Genomic DNA, 18,691 nt, shown 5'->3' with positions numbered 1-18,691 from the left:
GTTTTAAATCCTCTTCTTTCCTAGCTGTACCCTAGGATCCAATAACACGTAGCAAATATCTCCAATTAAATAGCCTAGTAAAGATAAAGCAGATCCAACAAGAACAGAAAATAACACCACGTTATGATCACGATTCAAAATAGCGTGATAGAAAAATCTTCCGAATCCATCGATATCAAACAAAGTCTCTACAACTAAAGCTCCTCCTAATATTGCTCCTAAAGATGAGGCAAGGGAGGTAATTAATGAAGATGCTGCGTTCTTACCTACATGTTTTACAAGAATATCATAACGAGATACTCCACGGGCTCGTGCCGCACAAATATAATCCTCACCTAATATTTCTAAAAATATAGATCTGCTTAATCTTGATTGAGAAGCAAACGCTCCATAACTTACAGCACAGAAAGGAAGGAAGCTGTGCGTTATAATATCTATAAGCTTTCCAAAAGAACTCAATTGATTGAAAACTTCCGGAGAGGACCTTAGTCCACTATATGGCATTGGAATAGAGGTAAACGGTATGGTTTGATTAATGACAAAGTGATCAATAATCCACGGAACAGCAACAAAAACAGGAACAGAAAACAGAAATAGGAAAATAAAATTTAATGTGTGATCCAACCAACGATTCCTATTTAAAGCCATAATCATTCCGAATACTTGGCATAAAATAAATACCAAGATCATAGGCAAAACAGATAGCGTTAAGGATGAACGTAATCGTTTAATAACTTCAGAAACTACTGTTTTATGAGGATCATTGCGTAAAGTTCCAAAATCCAAACGGAAAACACGTGACATATAACGAGCAAAACGAGTTTCTAAAAGGAATGTCTTCCAAGAGAAACGTTTGTAAGAAAAGGTTTCCATACCACCCTCTTTATGAAACCATTCTTTTAATGCTTCAACTTTAGTCCCTATATCTTCTTCGGAAAGCAGTTTTACAAGTAGGGCGTTGTTCTTAGAGACCTTCTCATTGTATGCATATTGCTCCGAAGACAAACCTGAACCTATGATGCCCTGACGGATAGCACCTCGGATAAATAGATCTGCTGCAATATGACGATAGGAAGAATTTTTCGTATTATCGCTAGCTTCAAACAACAATGCTGGCATAATAAATTTTGCACGATCACCCCAGTAAACTTTTAGCTTGGAAAATGATTGCTTTTTAGATTTCTTATTCTGGAAATTATCTATTATCTCCTGAATCCCCTTTTTGACCTTAGCATGTGATATACTGGGGCGCGTATTAAAGAAAATAGGTAGAGTCAAACCATAATATTCTCGAAACTGCAAGTAACGATCTGGACCTTTATACGTACGAATCTTATCTGATTTTCCTGCATCTCCATGAGCATCGACAGATTGATCCTCAACAACGTCTCCGGGGGCTGCATTCAGTATGATAAAATTAATCGAAACAATAGCAAAAAGTGTCAGGGGGATCAATATCAGACGTTTTAAGATATATTTGAGCACTCTTCCTCCTTCCTGTCTAGCCAAACCATATGAAGATTAACCATTTCGTCTTGAGCATCAGGTATCAAATCTGTCCTCTGTTTAGGGACAAAGACGTTTTTCACGTAATCTTTATAGAGTAAAGAATAGGTACGAGAGAATAGGAAAGCATAGGGAGACTCTTCATGAATAACTTCGTGAAAACGATGATATAAATCCATACGTTTACCCGTATCGTATTCATAACTAAGTTGATCTATAATTTTATCAGCTTCGGGATTATGGAAACCAACAAGATTGGCGGATCCTTTCTCCATTGCACCCTCGGAATGCCAAAGAGCCCGAGGATCCTCTGGGGGGGATCCTAGACACCAGCCGGTAAGCAAGGCGTCGAAATTTTTTTCTTCAAATGCTTGAGAAAGGTCCGCAGTATCTAATCCTAATAAACTACATTCAATGCCTACCTCTTTACAGACAGTAGCTACATATTCTGCAATAGTACGGCCTGTGATACTTTTAACATAATAACACAAACGGAAACGAAAAGGAATCACGATTCCATCTATGACTTTTTCTCGAATGCCATCGCCATCGGAATCTATCCAACCTTCTTCTTCCAATATACGAGCAGCCTCTTCTGGAGAATAATGCCAACCTTCTACTTTTTGATTATAGGAAGGAGAAAAAGGTGAGAAGGGTCCGCTGATTATATGAGCGCGACCATCTAAACATTCTTCTATAATCCTATCGCGATCTATGAGCATATTCATAGCACGTCGCACTTGACGATTCTCAAAAAACAACGAGTAACAATTCCAACCAATATAGGCGTAAGAACGATCTGGATAGATCATTTCACGAATAGCCTCGCCTTTAGAAGCTTGATTTTTATAAGCAGGAGTTCTCATAAAACTCTCTAGATTATCCACATGATTTGGGGGTAGATAAGCTAAATCTAGTTTTCCTGCTTTGAAATCTTGAAACAAGGAATCGGAGTTATCCTTAATATAGACATAACGTTTTTCAACTAAAGCTTCCTTAAGATTGTAATGGTTTGGATTTCTCGTGAAAACGAGCTTTTCGTCATCCATTCCAGAAAAGTAAAAAGCTCCACAGCTAACAAGATAATTCATTGACCAATGTGTAGAGAAATTCTGTGCCCAAACGGAATCTTTACGATAGATATCAGGATCGGAATCATCTTTAACAATCTTCTCTCCATTCGCAAAATACTGATATACGAAGCAAGGTAAAGGCTGCAAACATAGAGTGTTAAAAAAAGCTGAATATAGAACCTTTTTCTCTTCTTTCCCTTCTTCATTTATAAAATCATGCGCTTTCCAACGAACTATAAATTTTAAATCATCTTCTACGGTAAGGGAGACAATATCTTCAAAATACGAACGCAAGGCTACAGCACGCATTTCTGCCATATAGGGATTCATTACCGCGTCGTAGTAAAATTTGAAATCATGTGCTGTCACAGGATGAGGCTGGATAAAATTATCAGCTAGTTGCACATGTTTAGGAAAACGTGCTGGATCTATAGGCACCCAAAATACATTGGGGCGTAAATAAATGTGAAACTCGCGATCCCCGGAGCCATCCTCAACGCTATGTTCCTCTATTTTTAGAGCTAATCCTGGAGAGAATTCTTCATATTTCCCCACATGTGCGTTTGCCAATCCTGGGACACATAAATCATATAGCTCCACGACATAAGCGTAACCGTTAAAAGGACTCAAATTATCCGGTTTGCCAATATGAGCCGTGCGCAAAACACCCTTAGGAGTAAAATAATCTCCTACAAGATTCCCTAAGGTTTTTTCCATATAAGGATCTGGAGAAAGTAGGTTTGGATAGCGAGGATCTCCGACTTCTATAAAGTTACAGCATGTAGTTACGGATAATGACGAGGGGTGTGGTGCGTTAGAAGACCGTGTAGCATTATTTTGCTTTACGATACTAAGTAGTTCTTGGATGTCTTGTTGTACATCTCGAACATTCATTTTGATTAACTTGATATCTTTTTCAAGCAAATCAGATGACCAGTATAACAAAACCAAAGAAGCAACAACTACACACTTTAAAATTTTGTCTATTACAAACCGTTTATTCATATAAAACAGATCCTCTGCCAAAGACTACTAAACTCTGACAGTTCCTGAAAAACATGTCTTTCAGCCTTTAAGCTTTTCAAGACTCTATCACTAGATCATTATAGCACAACTGAACAAAAGCAGCTAAAAATTTTGATCCAATAGAGTTCTATCAAACGATAAAAATTATTTACTTTTTAAAAAGATTATCCCCTTTGACACTTATTTCGTTGCCTCAGACTCTAGTTTAATCGCGAAACCTAATAAAAAAATTTATATTATCAACTAGAAAGTCTCTCATAGCGCTGAGCTCTTAGATAATCTAGGTGTAAAATTATAATTTTATTATTCGTTGCCTCTTCCTGTTCTTCCCTACACACTTAAAACGCGATCTATTTTCGTCCTATTTGAATTAAACATTATGTATATTATAACCGTGAATCAAATAAAAAGTCTAAAAACATTACTTTATGTGATCTTAAACAAAATGAAAAATCCTTTTGAATACGTTTTAAATAATCTTCTTTATTAATGCAATAATTTTAATCCAGACGAAAACCTTCTCTGTAATATACCAAGAGCCGCTATTCCTATTTTAAGAATTTAAAAAATAAAAAAAGATTATATAAAAACAAACTCATATGCTTTCACAAATGCGTTGGCATGATTACAGTGATTAAAATACGGTTAAACATCTTTTTTGGAGAAAATCCGCAACCAAAGGCTCTATAAATCTGTATGGGTTACTTTTGTGATTCGTAGAAAGGAAACGGGCTCTATGATTTTCAACTTAAGTTGAAAGTGAGCATTGAAATTACTTTGTTAAGCTAATGATTAGCCATTTTAAATACTAATGAGAAACAGGGGGTTTCCCCTGTTTCCTCAACACAAGAGAAAAACTCTTATTCGTGAGTTTCGGAATTCTCACCTTCGTTTTCGTTTCCGGATTCATTTTCAGAATCGCCGTTATCGCTTACCTTCACATCATCATTATCATCAGCAAAAACAGCTGTTACACAAGTACATGAAGAAGCTAGAAGAAGCGCTAAGATTAATTTTTTCATTTTTATTCTCCTTGTTGTATATGCCAGATTAAAACATCTCTTCGCCGTGTCTAGAAAAACTAAAAACATGGGAAAAATCGATACTGGCATAAAGGTTTCCATAAACCTTATGAGAAAATAAGAATAATGCGCAATTAAAAAACTATGGCGATCCAGATGTTAACTATATATTTCTCTCTGTTTCAGGAATAAATAAACTCCGCATTATCTTATGAATTAAACTGTTAGATTTTTCATGTTTTTCTGGTTTTATTTATTCGAAAAAACGCCTTTCAGAAGCGATTTTCAGACTTATTTCTAATATCAAAAAAGATATCAAGCTTATCCACTATAAGGCCTGGGTTTATGTCTGTAATATGGATGTCCATCCACATATACGATCTCCTGATCAGGATTTTCACTTTGTTCCAATTCATTTTCAGGACTATTATTACCAACTATTTTCACATCATCACTATCATCAGCAAAAACAAATGTTTCACAAACATATGAGAAAGATAAAAGCAGCGCTAAGATTAATTTTTTCATTTGATTCTCTTTATATATTCTAAACAAAAACACCTCGTCCCTATATCTAGAAGAACTAAAAACATTAGAACAAGTGTACGAAAATTATCTAATCTTCCCAGCATTCTCCTCTTTCTGGGCAAATACCACCTGGACATCCGCCTTCTTCTTTCTCTACACTATCTTCTGAACAAGAAATTCTATCAAAAGATGCCTCTAGGCTAAATACACGCTGTGGTGCACAAGAAGTTAATAATAAAAATGCTATTATGAATTTTTTCATTTTATTCCCTTTCAGTTAAATTAGGTACATCGTATGCACACCATATTCTTAGACACAAATTAAATATAGTGAATGCTTTTAAGAAACAAATATTGTTTTCTCTTCTTTTTGCTGCGGCAATAGGTAGATCCCATAGAGAAGAATCAAAATACCCAAAAGCAAGGATAGTATCGCTACAGGAATGGGCATTAACCCTAACGAAATACATCCTTGAATAAACATCTCAGAAATTGCACATGATGTAAAAACAAGATACACCGCTCCAGATCCACATAAAGCTAAGACGAGACCAAAAATAGCCACGACACTGGCTATTTCATAACGAGTTCGAACCGAAAAACGTGCTCGCCACGAAACACTCATTCTATCGCAAAGACTGTTTCGTATTATCGTATCATTACCGACATCAATACTTTTCATAAATAAGATGCTCTATAAACTAGGAGAACTATTATAAAGAATAAGAAGAAAAAATTAATAACTATTGTATTCTATTCCATAGAATTTAATTAGTTTTCTTGATTTTTTGTAATCTCTTTTTTTCAATTCTTCATATATACGCAAACCCTTAGCATTCATTCCTTGTTGAAAATAGAGAATCCCTAGTTTGGTCATAGTCTCCACATCAGCAGGTTTTAACTTTAGAATCATCTCGTACTCTTGAATCTCTTCTAGAGGCATCTGTAAATCATGGTAACTGTAAGCCAATTGTGCGTGGACCCAAGCATTACCCGGGGCATATTCATTTAAAATTTTGAATTCCTCTATCGCACGCTGTGCTGTTGTAAAAAATTTTTCTTGAACTTCTTCTCCATATCTTCCTGGAGGAACCCAATAATTAGCATCAAATTCAGGATATTTCCTCGGATCAGCGTAGAGCCCAGAAAGAGCCACATAGGCATCCGCTAAGGATACATGTGCTCCCAGATCTACAGGAATAGATTGTACAACCTTAATGTAGGCATCTATAGACTTCTGCAATAGGCACTCTCGAAATAGAAAATAATCTTTCCAGAAGCAAAAACAGCTAAATTTCCTCATAAAATCATGTTGCGGAAGAAAATTCAGTATACTAGATAAGATGGTGTATTCTTGATTTTGTAAATCTATAGCAAGTTTTGTCGCAGAGGACGCTAAATGCGTTTGCTCTTCAACGACATTTTGTTTCCCCTTAAACAAGGCTTGCGCATTTCTTAAATAACTTGTTGCTAGATTTTCAAAAAAATCCGGCTTCCCTGACAATATGTATAAACGCACAACAAGACAAACAAACAGAGTTAAAAAGAAACAAGCAAGACAAAATGCCGGAACAATAGTTTTCCCAGAAAACAGGAAAAAATAAAGAAATACGCCCAGTTCGGCAGCCATTAATAATAAACATCCGAATAACAATAAGCTATGCCGGATAAGATATTGGCGTAATTTTTGGTGTGTTTTTTTACATAAAGCTTCTAGAGTTGGGAGAGCATTGTTTAACTTCATGTATCTTACAAACTCATCTTAATTTTATGGGAAATTATGCAAGTAATTGTTTTAATGCAATAGCTCCAATATTATTAAATAATAAAGCTTGTTACTATGGTTTCTGCTTACCTATTAGCAAATTTTGGCGGCCCTCGTCATCCTAATGACATTGAAGTTTTTCTAACTTCATTACTTACAGATCGTGATGTTACTGGAGGATTTCTTCCTTCTTTCATCCACAAACGTTTATTTTCATTCATAGCTAAAAAACGCGCACCTAAGGTCCTTCCACAATACAATTGCATTGGGGGATTCTCTCCCATATATCGAGACACAGAATCACTTGCAGAAACTCTATCTTTGCATTTAGATACTCCTGTATATACCTTTCACCGCTATTTACCTGATACACACCAGCACACAATTCAACAGTTAAAAGCTCTTGGAAATCGTCCGATTGTTGGTGTCCCTTTATTTCCACATTTTACTTATGCTGTTACAGGAAGTATTGTGCGATTTATCCACAACCAACTTCCATCATTAGACATCTCTTGGGTATCCCATTTTGGAAATCACCCACAGTTTATTTCATGTATGATTGATCATATTCTGAAATTTTTACAAGCCCACGATATCGCTACAAGTGACTGCTGTCTATTATTTTCTGCTCATGGACTTCCTATGAGATATGTGAATAAAGGTGACCCGTACAACATCCAATGTGAAAAATCTTTCAAGGCTATTTCTGAAAGATTAGAAAATATAGAAACTCATCTTTGTTACCAGTCGAAGTTTGGTCCTGGGAAATGGTTAACACCGTCAACAAAAGATATGTGCACAAGATTAAATACATATAAAAAATATGTGCTGATTGTTCCTTTCGGGTTTACTTCAGATCATATAGAAACTCTTTATGAAATAGAAAAAGAGTATATATCCATACTTATAGATAGGAAATACCAAGCTTTGCGCGTACCTGCTATTTATCAATCTCCTCAATGGGTAGAATCCTTAGCGACAATTATTCAAAGTACACCATATGTAGAGAATAAAAATTTAATAAAATCGTAACAAGTTAAGGAAGACGATATTGCTGTTTAATTGCCTGATACTTACCAGAACGCATGCTTTTGACAAGTCCCATGTTAAAACCTTCTAATAAGCTATTCTTTTCACCACGAAGAACCACTAACCTTAAGCCGTCTTGATTCAAAGGTTGGGAAATGATTTTTAAACGTCCTTTATAAGCCGTATCTATCAAAGCTGTGACTTCTATAACAGGAGCTAATAAGGCATCATAGCAACCGGAAGACAAGGCTTCTAAAGCTATGGGCACGTGTTGATAAGGACTTAAAACAGCGTCCGGAATATCTTGACCTACTAACACTGAAGAATCGAATTTATATACTCCTATGAGCTTCCCACGAAGATCTTGTATAGACTTATAAGGGGACCCTTCAGAAATAACAAGCACAGGACCTGTAAGTAATATAGGATCAGAAAATTGATAATGATCTAACATTTCTGCTGTTGGCAATATCGATGTGAAAGCTCCTGCTGTCTTTTGATCATCAAGATTTTCAAAAAGATGAATCCAATCTTGATTTACAATATTGATATTGAGATTCTCTCGGTAGTTAATCTCAGATACAAGGTCATTAAGGAAAGCATTGATATTCGCTGTATAAATTCCAAATTGTTTTGGGAACCAAGTAGTATCTCTTCCTACCAACAATTCCTTCTTTTCTCTAGAACATCCTAGAAAAACGAAAGGTAGGAAACACAAAAGAGCTAGAAAATATAGCTTAGAGGAATTCTTGATTTTCACACTAACTCACGCCTCGGATTCCGGACTTATTTTTCGCATCATATTCTACAAAAGAAATTTTATCCAGTGTGCTCTCTAAGATAAACTTTGAACAAAAACTTTTCGAAAGAATAATCAGAAGGTAAAAAATATGCCCATCAAAACAAAAAAGACATACTAGCTGTTTAATGCTAAGTATTTTATAAATTTTTTCTTATAGAACTAATGCGAAGTATTTTCAAGAATATATTCTGATAAAAATGTTCCACCTAGCTTTCTCTTGTGTTTCAGCACTAAACCTTCAACAAGAACAGGTTCTGTAGAAGCATTTTCTAAAAACAACAACCCTTGCTTATCTAGAACTTTTCCTAGAACAATATCGCGTAATACTGCTCCGAGATAACTATTTTCAAGACTATAGGGAGGATCTATATAAATAAGATCAAAGGACTTATCCTTTTTAGCAAGTCTCTGAATCGCAGATCTCGCTTCTTGTTTCATAATTATCACCGGCAATTCTGGATTCAGTAATTGACTATTTGCTCGAATTAAACGTACAGATTGTGCGGAAGAATCTACAAAAGTCACTGAAGAAGCTCCACGACTTAAAGCTTCAAAACCTACAGATCCAACTCCAGAAAAAAGATCTAGAAATGCTGCATCTTCAATATAAGCCGCGCAAATATTAAATACCGCCTCTTTGACTACTCCACATGTAGGACGTACCGAGGGATTGGAAAAGGTTTTTAAGGATTTCCCTTTATATTTGCCTGCAAGAATTTTCACTTTATAACCTGGGGAATAAAATCTATATAATCAGCAGCGACTAACCTATAATCGATATCGCGAATGATTCCGAATCCTTCTAAAGGAGAACGTACTTTATGCATATGACCAAATAAGCAATGGGATACTCTCCCATCAATTTCAAGCATTTCTGATACAGGTCCAGGAGTACCATCACTACTGATAGGAGGGTAGTGGGTCATAACAATAATCTGATCAATATCTTTGGGAACAGATTCTAAGGCTCTTTGTAATCTTCCAAGCTCTCTTAAAAAAATTTTCTCATCTTGTTCACTGTAATGCCGTTCTTTTCCCAAAAGAGGGGATTGAAAACATTCAGGAGCTATACATATTTTAGGACTATCCCAAAGTCTTGCTCCTACAATAGCTTTTTTTGGATGTAATAGAGAAAAGCCTTGAGATAGATAATGCAAATTTCCAGGAAGAATTTTTGATATTTTAGTTGCTGATGCAGAACTCCAATAATCATGATTACCACGGATCATATACTTAGTTCCGGGTAGGGAACCTATAAAAGAGAAATCTTCTTTGGCTTCTTCGATATGCATAGCCCAAGAAATATCTCCGGGGAGTAAAACCACGTCTTCAGGAGCTACTACCTCTTCCCATCTTTCACGGATTTTCTCGTGATAGGAAATCCAGGGTTCACCAAAGACTTCCATTGTCTTTTCAGGAACTCCGATAGCCAAGTGTAAATCTGCTATTGCGTATATCTGCATAGAGAAGATGTTCCATGAGTTACCACTATAGCAATAGTCTACTGGATATGAGGCTAAAATCTCGATGGATAAAAGCTCTCTAGGCTATTTTTATTAATTATGAAATCGCCATCAAAACGTATAGTTATCAGGAATTCTAGTTCCTCGAGGAATAATAATAATTCCATCCCTAACCACTAACTTCCCATCGGGAGAATCATAATCTCTATGCCCCTGCATATTCGTGAGTTTCACTCCATTACCGATTCTACAGTTCTCATCGATTATTGTTTTATAAATTTCACAATTATCTCCGATACCTAAAGTATTGTGATTCAGACTTCCATAACGGTCATTTCCCATAACAATGGAGTGATCTATAACAGAGTTTTTCCCTATCACACCACGAATTCCAACAACGCTGTGAGATACATTACTAGAATCAATAACGGCCCCTTCACAAAGTAATGAGTTAGAAATCATTGAATCCGTGACTATAGTCCCTGGAAGATGGTGATTCTTACTATAAATCATCCCCCTATCATCATAGCAATTCAAACCACGAACTTGAGGTTTAGGCTTTTGTGTTAGAGCAATGTTTGCTTCATAATAAGATTCGATTGTTCCAATATCTGTCCAATAGCCATCGTAAAGAAAAGTCTTTACAGATCCTCGTTTCATTTGAGCTTGGATAAGATGCTTTCCAAAATCATCACCTTGCTCTTCTAAAAGCAATTGAAATAGGCTCTCTCTTCGGAAAAGATAAATTCCCATATTTCCTAAAAAATTTCCGTATTGAGGATCTAGTTTATGTTTTCGACAATCCTCGGAAGATAATCGAAAACGATTCAAAACTTCTTCGTCTTGAGGTTTTTCATAAAAGTCTAAAAGATTTGCATCTTTATCTATCTGCAAGACTCCCATTCTTAAGGCATCTTTTTCCTGAATGGGCTGCGCAACTATTACCATATCAGATTGCATTGATAGAGCATAATCGACAACCCTACGGAAATCCATGTTGTATAATTGATCTCCAGATAAAACCAAGAAATATTCTATCCCCGTATCCTCTAAATACAATAGATTCTGACGAATAGCATCAGCAGTCCCTTGATACCATATCTGGCTTCCATCCCTACCCTCTGGGGCAAGAAAGTGTATCTGATCTTGTAGTACTCCATGATAAAAATACGTCTTCACAAGATGCTGTTGTAATGTATAGGTAAGATATTGACCTATTACGAAAATTTTAGAAAAACCTGAGGCTATTGCATGGGAAATGGGCACATCGATGAGCTTGTACCTTCCCCCAAACGATACAGTTGGTTTGCAACGCCAATAGGTTAAAGGAGATAGTCTCTTTCCTTCACCACCGCATAAAACAATAACACCAACCTTATCTCGATAAAAATGAGAAGCCTGATAACTTGGGGGATAGCCCTGAAAATCGTTTTCTATCATTTGCCCTGCCTTCTGTAATTCCAATTTTAAATTAGAATCAAATAAAAAGGCTACACAAACTAACTAGAACGAAACTAGATTAATTTAATTATAAAACCAAGCTTTTGTTATTAAATAAAATGAATAATTATTAAAAAGTTTCTACAAGTGTGGTCGCAATAGTTGCGTCTTTATCTTTTAACTGGCACTTGGAAAGCAGGGACCTGACAAGTTCTTCCAGAGTGAACACAGATCTTAACTTAATTCCCGCCTCTTTTAAGACATCTGTTCCACCGACTTGTCTATCTAGGAATACTAAAGATTCTCGAACATTTAAACCTTCATCTTCTAAAGCCTTAGCAGTATCTAAAATCGAACGGCCAGAAGCAATAACATCGTTAATCACTAAGCATGTCTGTCCTGGAGAGAAAATACCTTCAACTTTAATTTTGTCTTCTTGATTCGGATGTTTTAATTCTTTCCTTCTCAACACCATAGAGATGTTGTATTTCAGTGATATACACGTAGCCAATGCAAGCGCGGTATAGGGAACACCACACAATAAGCTACTGTTGAAAGAAGGACGTAAACGCCAAATTAATGAAGCGATGGTTTGTAAAACATCGGGACAGGAAATAACTAAACGCATATCGACATAAATAGGAGTTTTCTGACCATCTGATAAATTAAAATCACCAAATCTTATTGCTCCTATGCGGTATAGGTTAACTATAACATGATCACGAAGTTGCTCCTCTTCAAAGCTCATCATTATCTGGTATCCTCATCGTTTTTTGACAAAATACAAAAACTCTCATTATAAGCATAAGAATATGCTTATCCGTTTATTTTTTGGTATTCCCCTAACTAAGGGACTACAAGTAATTAACCAGCCCCCACTAACTGTAGCAATCTTTCAAAGAAAAGAATACGTAGGAATCTATAGTCCTGTCGGAACAACTTTACAAGTTACAAAACTCAATATGTGTTATCGCGAAGCTCGAGCAATCATAGAAAAAGCAACTCAAGGAAAATACCTCACTAGCAAAGAGACTTCCTTGATCATTTTTCCAGAGATTCTTATCGGAAAATAATAACGCTAAAACTAACAAGACGTGCTTGTCTGATCCGTCTTTTCAATACGTTGAGAGCTCTCGATTAACACGAGGAAAAAATATAGAATATTTTAATTGATAAAAAGATCAATCATTTCAAGGTCTGTTAAATCATAGATATGATTTAGAAAAGGATAAGTGAAAGACAAGGTCTACAGACTTATAATTAAAACCGTAGGTTTCTCACCTATCATTTCGAATATTTCAAAAAAACAGAAACAACAATATCTTTTAATCTATTCTTTCAAAGAAAGTAAAAATTCTGCGTTACTATTTGTTTTCTTTAATCTACCAAGCAGCAAATGCATTGCGTCAATAGCTGTAAGATCAGCAATTGCCTGACGGAAGAGATAAACCTTTTCTAATTCACTAGGATGATAAAGTAGTTCTTCTTTTCTTGTACCGCTTTTAATGAGATCAATTGCAGGATAAGTTCTTCGATCAGACAGACGACGATCGAGTACAAGCTCCATGTTTCCTGTACCTTTGAACTCTTCAAAAATCACTTCGTCCATTCGAGATCCAGTATCAATCAAAGCTGTAGCCAGAATAGTTAATGATCCCCCACCTTCTATATTTCTAGCAGCACCAAAAAATCTCTTCGGTTTATGCAAGGCACTCGCGTCTACACCACCTGTCAAAATTTTTCCAGAATGCGGTTGTACAGTGTTGTAAGCTCGAGCTAAACGTGTAATAGAATCGAGAAGGATAACAACATCCTTTCCGTGTTCAACTAGACGTCGAGCCTTTTCTATAACCATTTCCGCAACTTGAATATGCCTCTCAGGCTGCTCATCAAAGGTAGAAGCAACAACTTCACCACGTACCTGACGAATCATATCAGTAACTTCTTCAGGACGTTCATCAATGAGCAAAACAATTAAAACAATATCTGGATTATTGACAGCAATAGCATGAGCTATGCTCTGTAAAATGACAGTTTTCCCGGAACGGGGAGGAGCTACAATAAGTCCTCTTTGCCCCTTCCCTATGGGGGCTGTAAGATCTAAAACTCTTTCAGCAAGGTGCTCTTTCCCCATTTCCATAACTATTCTTTCATTAGGATATAGAGGAGTGAGGTTTTCAAACAAAACTCGTTCCTTAGCTTTGTCTGGAGTAGATCCATTGATTTTATCTACCTTGAGTAAAGCAAAGTACTTTTCCTTCTCTTTTGGAGAACGTATCGTACCTATAATTGTATCCCCCTTCTTTAAGTCAAATCTGCGGATCTGAGCAGGGGAAACATAAATATCTTCAGCAGAGGGAAGGTAGTTATAAGTAGGAGATCTTAAAAAACCAAATCCATCGGGGAGAACTTCCAAAACTCCTTCCCCAATTAAAAGCTCATCTGAACGCTCAGATTTTGCTTTCACTATCTCAAATACTACCTGAGATTTAGTGAGAGACCCGATGTTCTTCACTCCATATTGACGAGCCAACACATTAAGCTCTTCAATCCCCATCCTTTGCAATTTGGCAATTTTTGTAATAGTTACGTTCTGATTTTCATCAACCGTATCCGCAACTACAGCATATTCTCCTGCAAAAGACTTCTCTTGCAACACAGGACATGCATGTTTTTTATTCTCTTTCACCTTTGGCAAGACTTCTGAAGAACGTTCTTCTTTCATAATGCTCCCTTTAAAGCGTAAAAATATTCTTCGACTTTATGACGTAATTCTTCTTTAGTGCCGTTATTTTCTATAATAATATCGGCATGCAGCATTTTCTCTTCATGAGAAGAAAATCGAGCACATCTCTGATAAAAATTTAAATCAGAACAATTAGTTTTTTTGGTAAACCTTTCCCTACGAATATTCTCATCTGCTGTAATAAGAATGACGCGATCAAACCATTTCGCATAATGTATTTCATACAACAAAGGCACCTCAGCAACGAACAGAGGGTGCTTTCGCTCCTTCGCGGTTTGATAATATTGTTCTTCAATAATTCGACAAACTTCAGGATGCAAAATAGCTTCTAAAGCTTGAAGAAGAGCTAAATTATCAAAAACTTTCTCTGCTATGACTTTTCTATCGAATGCATTGTCAATAACAACTTCTGATCCCAGAAGATCTATAACGCGACGACCTATATGCGAGTGAGGAACAAGGAAACTATGCGAAACTTTATCAGCACTAATTACATAGGCACCCAAATCTTGAAAAACCCTACATGCTTCAGTCTTTCCTGAAGAGAGATCCCCTGTAATAGAAACTTTTAGTAATTCTAACATTCTGCCCAATTTTTTCCAATTAAGATATTCACAACTAATGGGACAGATAAAATCATTGCAGATTCCATTATATCACGCACTAAAGTTTGCATTTCTTCTTTTTCATCCTCAGGAACTTCAAAAATCAATTCGTCATGTATCTGCAATAACATTCGGCTTCTCAATTTGCGTTTTTCTAACGCATCAAAAAGTTGCAGCATTGCCAACTTGATCAATTCAGCAGCGCTACCCTGTATGCGGGTATTAACAGCAAGACGGCCTGAAGCAGCACGAGAGTTTGAAAACTCTGTCCAATTATCTATTATCCTTTCCCTACCCAGCAATGTCTTTACTCGTAAATTTTCACAAGCTTGACTCACCGTTTCATTAATAAAACGAGCTACTTCAGGATAACGATCAAAGTATGCATCTATTAACTTTTGAGCTTCTGAAACACTGATTTTTAAAATCTTTGACAATCCATAAGCTTGTTGCCCATAGATAATACCGAAATTTACAGTCTTTGCTTGCATGCGCTGCTGTTTGGTAACTTCTTCTAACGGCACATGAAATACCTGAGAGGCAGTAAACGTATGTACATCTTCCCGCGACTCAAAGGCCAACTTCAACGACTCATCTTGGCTCAAATGTGCAAGAAATCTTAACTCAATTTGAGAATAATCTGCAGATAAAAAATAATTATTCTGATGAGTATCGCAGAAAGCCTTTCTTAGTAATCTGCCTCGCTCAGAACGTATGGGGATATTTTGTAGATTTGGATCCTGACAAGCCAGTCTACCTGTGACTGTTCCCATTTGATTAAATGTAGGATGAATTCTAGAGGTATGAGGGTCTACTTGTCTAGGAAGGGCTTTCACATAGGTAGAAAGCAATTTCTCAACAGCCCTAAACGCTAAAATTTTCTCAATAATTTCATGTTCCCCTGATAAAGCTTCCAAAACTTCTGCTTTAGTAGAGCGAGCCTTGTCCAAAGGTGTCAAACCGAGTTTATTATATAAGATGTCTGACAACTGCTTAGGAGATTTAATATTAAAAGGGGTTCCGGCTAGGGTATAGATATCATCGGTAAGAATAGCTAATTCTTCTGATAAAATCCTTTCTAGCTCTTGCAGATCTTCAACATCTAAAGGCATTCCGTTTCTTTCAATAGTGAAAAGAACCTTCTCTAAAGGCATTTCCATGTTGAAAAAAAGATCTTCTACTTTTTTTATTTTCAACTCTTCTAATAAAGATTTTTTTATTCTAGGCAAATGAGAAACAAATTCTCCAAAATATTGAGCAGGATTGACAGGGGACTTTAGTATGGGCAAACTTAACTGCCCCCATTCCTTTCCATATCTACCTGCAGCACTAACTAATCCGTGATCAACAAGAAGCGTTTGATACGAGATTTTCGCTCCTCCATTGATCAAGTGTTCTGCTAGAGCTAAATCAAGAGCTATATGATTCACATGGATGCCCGCATTCTTCAATGCATGATTATCTCTTTTTATGTTGTAACCATAGAATTCGGTATCTTCTCTTCTAAAGAAATCTTTTAATGGGGTAAGAAGATCGTCTAAAGCGTTTTCTATATCAACGTAATAAACAGCGTCATCACAGGCTAAAGCGACTCCCATTAAAGTTAGAGATGGGAGAAAACTCCCCTTATATCCAACAGAAAAAGCTACGCTTTTTCCACGCAAATGAGAGAGCTCTTGGGACAACTTTTTACTATTATTGATTACAACAACATCTACATTAGACTCTTCCTCAACCTGCTGAACTAAAGTTTTAAAACCTTGTCGCATATAAAACGTATTCATTTCTTCCTGAGGGACTTCACGGAGAGGAAACTTTAATGCATCTATTGCTATAGGAAGAGGTATTTTATCGTTTAATACAGCAAGATCTTTGCTTAACAATAAAATATCTTTTTGTTCTGAGAGCATCTTATGAGTAGATCCTGTTAACTCATCAAGATTTTCTAAAATGCCTTCTACAGAATGATACTTTTGTAGCAGGGTTGTTGCTTTCTTAGGCCCACAACCAGATACGCCAGGAATATTATCAGAAGTATCTCCAACGAGGGCTAGATAATCTGGTATTCCAGTTGGAGGAATGCCGTAAATATCTATAACACGATTGTGATCAATTTCTGATTGATCCTTCCATGGATTCAGAACAATAACATTAGAGCCAACCAGTTGGAGTAAATCTTTGTCCGCAGTACATATACAAACTTCGTATCCTTCTAATACTGCTTGCTTTGCGGCACTAGCTATTACATCATCCGCCTCAACTCCCTCTACTTCTAGATAAGTCAGGCCAAGTAAACTGCAATATTCTTTAACTACAGGAATTTGTTGATAGAGATTTTCTTCTTTCTGTTCTCGATTACTTTTATAATCAGCATAAATCTCTCTACGACTTTGTTTATTATTTGGTCCGTCAAATACGGCTACCATATGATCTGGAGAGAATTCTTTGATTAATTTATTAATAGAACGAATAAAGCCAAAAACTGCCTGCGTTCCTTCTCCAGAAGAATTTTTCATATCTGGGAGAGCAAAATATGCTCTGAAAACAAATCCTGAAGCATCTAAAATAAAGATCTTTCTCATTGATTCTCTCCGCCTGCTAATTAACTAGAATCATGACTCCAAGTAGTAAAATGTACTTGTGGAATTATCTAGATTAGGAAGCAATTCATGTTGAATTTTTCCTGTGATTAACGGGCTATTAGTTATTGACGACATAACTTTTTTCAACCAACCATCACTTCCCAAACCGATTACACGGTAGTTATTTTCAATTTTGCAATCAGCAACTAAATCTTGAAGCACTTGTTGTTTAGTTACATTTACAACATCGATATAACCTTCTTCTAAGGCTTTTTCAGGTGAATATAAACGTGCCCCTAAAACACTAATTAATTTATCTTTAGTTAATAATGGACGATTCGTTGCAACGATATCAACAAATTGACCATAAAGATAATCAATTATCTCTTGTCGAATTTCACGATCTTTAGTTGTCCAATCTGTATAAGGATTCATAGGAGCTTTATCTTTTCCAGCTGTAAGTAAATCGCTTTGCACTCCATAACGAGATAAACCTTCTTTTATATTAAAATATGGTCCAGAAAGCACTCCTACAGAGCCTATCAAAGAAGAGGGTGTGGAATAAATTTTATCCGCAACACAGGCAACATAATATCCACCAGAAGCACAAAGACCATTCACAAAAACATAAACAGGACAATTAGTACGTTGTTTCCAGAACTGAATCGTTGAGTATATACGAGCAATTTCAAACACTTCTCCTCCAGGACAATCCATATCAATAATTATGCCCTTCACCCTATCTTTATAAGGTGTGGAATCTAGTGTTGTAATGGCTTCTTGAATAATTTTTGCCGTATGTTTGCTAGAAGAAATAACATCCTTCATTTCTAATACAGCGATAATTGGCGCCTCTTTCCCTAGATCTTTTACCTCACCCTTAGCATCAGGCATATTCACAAATTGAGAGTCATTCATTCCAGAGGTAGAGACAACCAACATCAAAGTAACAAAGAAGGCAAGAACTACTCCAAGAGATAAACCTAGAATTGATAGGAAGCCTTTAGACAAAAAATGCCAAAACGTTTTCATAAATACCCGTAACGTCAAAAATTTATAAAACAAATAAAATAAAGTATGTGAGGGGAAGCTTAAAGATCAAAA

At 36.2% G+C, this 18,691-nt stretch carries 18 protein-coding genes; 2 read left to right on the top strand and 16 right to left on the bottom strand.

The window, feature by feature from the left end; genetic code table 11:
* Window positions 1–3: 3 nt before the first annotated feature.
* The 7 genes from C10C_RS00750 to C10C_RS00730 form a co-directional block, all read right to left on the bottom strand.
* Window positions 4–1,485 carry an ABC transporter permease gene (locus C10C_RS00750; RefSeq protein WP_117273831.1) on the bottom strand — a complete coding sequence of 494 codons (1,482 nt, stop codon included), beginning with the start codon at window positions 1,483–1,485 and terminating at the stop codon, window positions 4–6.
* A complete protein-coding gene (locus C10C_RS00745) occupies window positions 1,467–3,584 on the bottom strand; it encodes an ABC transporter substrate-binding protein (RefSeq protein WP_117273830.1) in 2,118 nt (705 codons plus the stop codon). The genes C10C_RS00750 and C10C_RS00745 overlap by 19 nt, the downstream gene beginning before the upstream one ends.
* 881 nt (window positions 3,585–4,465) lie before the next feature.
* Window positions 4,466–4,627: a hypothetical protein gene (locus tag C10C_RS05200; protein WP_174222215.1), complete on the bottom strand. Its 162-nt coding sequence runs from the start codon at window positions 4,625–4,627 to the stop codon at window positions 4,466–4,468.
* 321 nt (window positions 4,628–4,948) lie between these two features.
* Window positions 4,949–5,155, bottom strand: coding sequence for a hypothetical protein (locus C10C_RS00740; RefSeq protein ID WP_117273829.1), 207 nt, complete (start codon window positions 5,153–5,155; stop codon window positions 4,949–4,951).
* Between the two features lie 88 nt (window positions 5,156–5,243).
* On the bottom strand, window positions 5,244–5,417 hold the full coding sequence (locus C10C_RS05195; protein ID WP_174222214.1) for a hypothetical protein: 174 nt from the start codon (window positions 5,415–5,417) through the stop codon (window positions 5,244–5,246).
* Window positions 5,418–5,495: 78 nt separating this feature from the next.
* A complete protein-coding gene (locus tag C10C_RS00735; RefSeq protein ID WP_117273828.1) occupies window positions 5,496–5,837 on the bottom strand; it encodes a hypothetical protein in 342 nt (113 codons plus the stop codon).
* Window positions 5,838–5,891: 54 nt separating this feature from the next.
* Window positions 5,892–6,899 (bottom strand): tetratricopeptide repeat protein, encoded by a 1,008-nt coding sequence (locus C10C_RS00730; RefSeq protein WP_117273827.1) that lies wholly within the window; start codon window positions 6,897–6,899, stop codon window positions 5,892–5,894.
* 96 nt (window positions 6,900–6,995) lie between these two features.
* Here C10C_RS00730 and hemH point away from each other — a divergent pair, with 96 nt between their 5' ends.
* Window positions 6,996–7,952 (top strand): ferrochelatase, encoded by a 957-nt coding sequence (hemH, locus tag C10C_RS00725; RefSeq protein ID WP_117273826.1) that lies wholly within the window; start codon window positions 6,996–6,998, stop codon window positions 7,950–7,952.
* A gap of 4 nt (window positions 7,953–7,956) precedes the next feature.
* Here hemH and C10C_RS00720 read toward each other — a convergent pair whose 3' ends face one another.
* The 5 genes from C10C_RS00720 to C10C_RS00700 form a co-directional block, all read right to left on the bottom strand.
* Entirely contained in the window at window positions 7,957–8,709 is a 753-nt protein-coding gene (locus C10C_RS00720) for a transporter substrate-binding domain-containing protein (RefSeq protein ID WP_117273825.1), read from the bottom strand.
* 201 nt (window positions 8,710–8,910) lie between these two features.
* On the bottom strand, window positions 8,911–9,474 hold the full coding sequence (gene rsmD, locus C10C_RS00715; RefSeq protein WP_117273824.1) for a 16S rRNA (guanine(966)-N(2))-methyltransferase RsmD: 564 nt from the start codon (window positions 9,472–9,474) through the stop codon (window positions 8,911–8,913).
* Window positions 9,471–10,214 carry a metallophosphoesterase gene (locus C10C_RS00710; RefSeq protein WP_117273823.1) on the bottom strand — a complete coding sequence of 248 codons (744 nt, stop codon included), beginning with the start codon at window positions 10,212–10,214 and terminating at the stop codon, window positions 9,471–9,473. The genes rsmD and C10C_RS00710 overlap by 4 nt, the downstream gene beginning before the upstream one ends.
* A 111-nt stretch (window positions 10,215–10,325) precedes the next feature.
* On the bottom strand, window positions 10,326–11,654 hold the full coding sequence (gene glgC / locus C10C_RS00705) for a glucose-1-phosphate adenylyltransferase (protein ID WP_117273822.1): 1,329 nt from the start codon (window positions 11,652–11,654) through the stop codon (window positions 10,326–10,328).
* A gap of 130 nt (window positions 11,655–11,784) precedes the next feature.
* Window positions 11,785–12,405, bottom strand: coding sequence for an orotate phosphoribosyltransferase (locus C10C_RS00700; RefSeq protein WP_117273821.1), 621 nt, complete (start codon window positions 12,403–12,405; stop codon window positions 11,785–11,787).
* Window positions 12,406–12,466: 61 nt separating this feature from the next.
* On the opposite strand from C10C_RS00700, the gene C10C_RS00695 reads away from it, so the two are divergent.
* Window positions 12,467–12,727, top strand: a complete 261-nt coding sequence (locus tag C10C_RS00695; protein WP_117273820.1) for a hypothetical protein — start codon at window positions 12,467–12,469, stop codon at window positions 12,725–12,727.
* Window positions 12,728–12,984: 257 nt separating this feature from the next.
* On the opposite strand, the gene rho is transcribed toward C10C_RS00695, so the two are convergent.
* The 4 genes from rho to C10C_RS00675 form a co-directional block, all read right to left on the bottom strand.
* Window positions 12,985–14,211, bottom strand: coding sequence for a transcription termination factor Rho (gene rho, locus C10C_RS00690; protein WP_020345855.1), 1,227 nt, complete (start codon window positions 14,209–14,211; stop codon window positions 12,985–12,987).
* A 164-nt stretch (window positions 14,212–14,375) separates the two neighbouring features.
* Entirely contained in the window at window positions 14,376–14,984 is a 609-nt protein-coding gene (coaE, locus tag C10C_RS00685) for a dephospho-CoA kinase (protein WP_117273818.1), read from the bottom strand.
* A complete protein-coding gene (gene polA, locus C10C_RS00680; RefSeq protein ID WP_117273817.1) occupies window positions 14,978–17,587 on the bottom strand; it encodes a DNA polymerase I in 2,610 nt (869 codons plus the stop codon). The genes coaE and polA overlap by 7 nt, the downstream gene beginning before the upstream one ends.
* 30 nt (window positions 17,588–17,617) lie before the next feature.
* Entirely contained in the window at window positions 17,618–18,619 is a 1,002-nt protein-coding gene (locus tag C10C_RS00675) for a S49 family peptidase (RefSeq protein WP_117273816.1), read from the bottom strand.
* Between the last annotated feature and the right edge of the window lie 72 nt (window positions 18,620–18,691).

The sequence above is a fragment of the Chlamydia poikilotherma genome (assembly GCF_900239975.1).
In the GTDB taxonomy this organism is placed as follows: domain Bacteria; phylum Chlamydiota; class Chlamydiia; order Chlamydiales; family Chlamydiaceae; genus Chlamydia; species Chlamydia poikilotherma.
The sequence above is the reverse complement of the archived record's forward strand: the minus strand, read 5'-3'. Positions and strand labels throughout refer to the sequence as shown.